Source organism: Acidovorax sp. KNOB132, from assembly GCF_057541515.1.
Genome location: NZ_BAAJYT010000330.1, coordinates 1 through 3,428 on the forward strand (window position 1 = coordinate 1; position 3,428 = coordinate 3,428).

The 3,428-nt window shown below is 73.2% G+C and carries 6 protein-coding genes; all 6 read right to left on the reverse strand.

All coding sequences use genetic code 11. The annotated features are described in order from the left end of the window. The coding region (locus AC27IO_RS21945; RefSeq protein ID WP_498740749.1) for a DegT/DnrJ/EryC1/StrS family aminotransferase at positions 1-427 on the reverse strand (427 nt) is incomplete at its 3' end. After that, a complete protein-coding gene (locus AC27IO_RS21950; protein ID WP_317353411.1) occupies positions 417-833 on the reverse strand; it encodes a DMT family transporter in 417 nt (138 codons plus the stop codon). The genes AC27IO_RS21945 and AC27IO_RS21950, both read right to left, overlap by 11 nt. Next, positions 830-1,219 (reverse strand): DMT family transporter, encoded by a 390-nt coding sequence (locus AC27IO_RS21955; protein ID WP_284429647.1) that lies wholly within the window; start codon positions 1,217-1,219, stop codon positions 830-832. The genes AC27IO_RS21950 and AC27IO_RS21955 overlap by 4 nt, the downstream gene beginning before the upstream one ends. Next, positions 1,216-2,109 carry an alpha/beta hydrolase gene (locus AC27IO_RS21960; protein ID WP_284430227.1) on the reverse strand — a complete coding sequence of 298 codons (894 nt, stop codon included), beginning with the start codon at positions 2,107-2,109 and terminating at the stop codon, positions 1,216-1,218. The genes AC27IO_RS21955 and AC27IO_RS21960 overlap by 4 nt, the downstream gene beginning before the upstream one ends. A gap of 11 nt (positions 2,110-2,120) precedes the next feature. Next, positions 2,121-2,774, reverse strand: a complete 654-nt coding sequence (locus AC27IO_RS21965) for an MtnX-like HAD-IB family phosphatase (protein ID WP_498740752.1) — start codon at positions 2,772-2,774, stop codon at positions 2,121-2,123. 70 nt (positions 2,775-2,844) lie between these two features. Next, positions 2,845-3,428 (reverse strand): HlyD family secretion protein (locus AC27IO_RS21970; RefSeq protein ID WP_498740750.1); only part of this gene is annotated, 584 nt, incomplete at its 5' end.

Genomic DNA, 3,428 nt, shown 5'->3' on the forward strand with positions numbered 1-3,428 from the left:
CGATGACCCAGGCGGCCGGGGCCCGCGCCAGGCTGCGCACGTTGGCCGTGTCCACCACGCGGCCGGCCAGGTGCGTGGGCAGCACCGCCAGCGTGCGGTGGCCGCACAGCGGATCGAGCTCCGCCAGGTCCAGGTCGAGCGTGCCGGGGCCGAGGTCGCACAGCCGCAGCTTCAGGCCGCAGTGCGCCACCGCCATGGCCACCAGCGGGCAGGTATAGGCCGGCACCACGACTTCGTCGCGGTCGGGCGCCAGCGTGCGCAGTGCCGTGAGGGCGACCACCAGCGCGGCGGTGCCGGAGCACTCCACCTGCACGGCAGGCACGCCCAGGAAGCGCGCGAGCGCACCGCCCAGGTCGGCATCGCCGCCGGGCAGCAGGTCGGCCATTCGCAGCGGAAGGCCCGCGGTGGGCGGGGCTTCACGCGCCATGGTGCGACGGGGCGTGCCCGGACCCGGGCTCGGCATCGGCATCGGCCTCGCTGCGCGCCAGGCAGGCGATGCCGCCCAGGATGAGCACCGCGCCCGCCACCTGCGGCCAGCCGATGGGCTCGTTGAACCACACGGCCGAGATGGCCAGCACCGAGACGACTTCCAGGTGCGAAGCGGCGAACGCCGGGCCGATCGGGGCGTGCTCCAGCAGCGTCATCCAGGTGAAGAACGCGCCCAGGTAGCCGATGAAGGCCCCGTAGATCCACGGGTGCCCGAAGACCCGCACCAGCCAGTCGGCGGACAGCTCCAGCGGCAGCGCGTGCTCGCCCGCGAGCTTGAAGCTGATCTGCGCCAGCGTGTCGAACGCCACCAGCGCGAGGAACCCGAGGGCATAGAAGCGCTTCATCCGTGCAGCCCCACGACGGCCACGCCGGCCGACACCAGGAGAATGCCGGCCACGCGCATGCGCGACAGCTTCTCGCGGAACAGGAACCGGCCGGCCACCATGACGGCCACGATGTTGATGGAGCCCAGCAGCACGCCGTCCGACAGCGGCACGAGCGAGAGGAACGCCAGCCACACCAGGAACTCGGCGACGTAGCAGCCCACGCCGATCCACAGCCACGGCCGGCGCGCCATGAAGGCCCAGCGGGCCAGGCCACTGCCGGCGCGCGGGTCGGCCGTGGCCGCCGCCTTGAACGCCAGCTGCCCGCCCGTGTCCACCAGCAGGTTCAGCGCCCAGAGCGCTGCCACCAGCGGCGTGATGCCGCCCTCGGCACCGGCCGGGTTCACGGCGTGCCCCCGCGGGCGACGTGCTCCGCGAACGCGACGGTGCGCGCCACGACGGCGCGGCGCTCCCGGTCGATGGTGATCATGTGGTAGCTGTCGTCCAGCAGCACCAGTTCCACCGGCGCGTACCGCACGCCCTGCACGATGGCCTGGGCGTTGGCGGCCGAGGCGATGTCGTCGTGGCGCGCATGCAGCACGAGGCAGGGCGAACGCACGGCATCCAGGCGCCGGCGCACGTGGGCCGCCAGCGCGCGCATCTCGATCACGGACCACCACGGGTTGCCCGGCAGGCCGGCCGCCGAGCTGTCGCCCGATTGCATCTGCGCCACCACGCGCTCGCGCAGCGCCGCGTCCTTGATGCCGTAGGGCGGCTGCTCCATGAAGACGCGGCGGCGCCCGATGCCGAGCATGCGAAACAGCGGCAGCAAAAACGACAGCCGCGTGTACGCTGGCATGCTCCAGCCGTCGTAGCGGAAGGTGGGCGACAGCGCCACCACGCCGGCCACCTGGGCCGGGCGATCGGCGGCCAGCGCCAGCGCCAGCACGGCGCCCATCGAGAGGCCGCACGCCACGAGCCGGCCGCCGGTCACCATCGCCAGCCGGTCGGCGCCGCGCTGCACGCTGGCGTGCCAGTCCTGCCAGCGCGTGGCCACCAGATCGTCCTGCGTGCCGCAGTGGCCGGCCAGCTGCACGGCCAGCACGGTGAAGCCGGCGCGGTGCAGGCCCTTGGCCAGCAGGCGCATTTCGTTGGGCGTGCCGGTCAGCCCGTGGATCAGCAGCACGCCGGTGCCGGCGTTCGGGCCGTGCCCGCGCAGCAGGTATTCGTGCTGCGTGCCGGCATCGCCGGGGCGGGCCGCCGCGTCGCCCAGGGGGAGGGCGGTTTCGCGGGACATCACGGCGGCGTTCATGCCGCCAGTTCCATTGCCACGGGTTGCGGCAGCAGGGCGAGCGCCTGCGAGAAATCGGTGAATGCGGCATGGGCGATGCCGTGGTCCACGCAGTGCTGGATGAGCTTGTACTTGGCCAGCACGAAGTCGGCTCGGCCGGACACGCAGAAGTCCGAGGTGCTGTCGCCCACGTACAGCACGCGGCCATGCCGCTCGCGCTGCTCGGCCAGGCGCTCGCATTTGCAGTTGCCGCTGGCGCGGGCGCAGGCGGCGCTGGCCCAGGGCGACTGCAGCTGCCAGCTGCGCGGCCCGGTCTGCACCAGCCGGTTGGCGATCACCGGCAGGTCGCCCAGGCCATGGCGTTCCAGCACGGCATGGATGGCGTAGTCGATGCCGTCGCTCACCACCTGCACCGGCATGCCCCGCTCGCGGGCTGCGCGCACGAAGGCGCCGAAGTGCGGGTCCACCGCGATGGTGGCCAGGTGCGCGTCCAGCTCGGCGCGGTCCATGTCGAGCAGGGCCACCTGGCCCTTCATGCATTCGCGCGAGCCGATCTCGCCGCGCTCCCAGGCGGCCTCCAGCGCCTCCCAGCCGTCGCGGCCGAAGCGCTGCAGCAGCGAGTCGGTCACGTCTTCGGTGCTGATGGTGCCGTCGAAGTCGCATTGCACCATCCAGCCCGAGCCGGTCGCGGGCTGGGAGACATGGCGTGCATCGACCAGGGCGATGCGGTGGGTTCTGGCGTCAATCATGGAAGCTCACTCTCACGTTCTGTCCGACCCGCGCGGTGGGCGCCTGATCGAACTCCAACACACATTCGACGATGCGCACGGGGCCGCGCTGGACGTCGTCCTGCAGCCGCCCGGTGCCGAGCACGGGGCTGATGCGCACCACATGCGCCGGCGGCATCGCCGCAGCGGCGGTGTCGCCATCGGTGGTGACGGTGGCGCGCTGGCCCACGTGCACCTGGGCCGCGTAGCTTTCGTTCAGCTCGGCCCGCACCACGAGCGGGCGGCGCGGCAGCAGCGTGATGGCCGCTGCGCTGCCCGACGCCGGCGCACGCTGGCCGGCCTGCGTGCCCACGCGGACCACGGTGCCGTCTTCTGGCGCGTGCAGCTCCAGCCGTGCGCGCTGCGCCTGCACCTGGGCCAGGCGGCTGCGCGCCACTTCGGCCTCGGCCTGCGAGACGGCGAGATCGGCTTCGGCATCGCGCACGGCCTGCAGGGCTTCGTCGGCACGCTGGGGTTCGGCGGCGCCCGCAGTCACTGCCTCGGACAGCCGAGCCGCCGTGCGACGCAGGGCCGGCAGGCGCTGGGCGCGTGCCTGGT

Coding starts and splice junctions, on each gene's coding strand:
- AC27IO_RS21950 (WP_317353411.1), bottom strand. CDS start 833: ATGAAGCGCTTCTATGCCCTCGGGTTCCTCGCGCTGGTGGCGTTCGAC.
- AC27IO_RS21960 (WP_284430227.1), bottom strand. CDS start 2,109: ATGTCCCGCGAAACCGCCCTCCCCCTGGGCGACGCGGCGGCCCGCCCC.
- AC27IO_RS21965 (WP_498740752.1), bottom strand. CDS start 2,774: ATGGTGCAATGCGACTTCGACGGCACCATCAGCACCGAAGACGTGACC.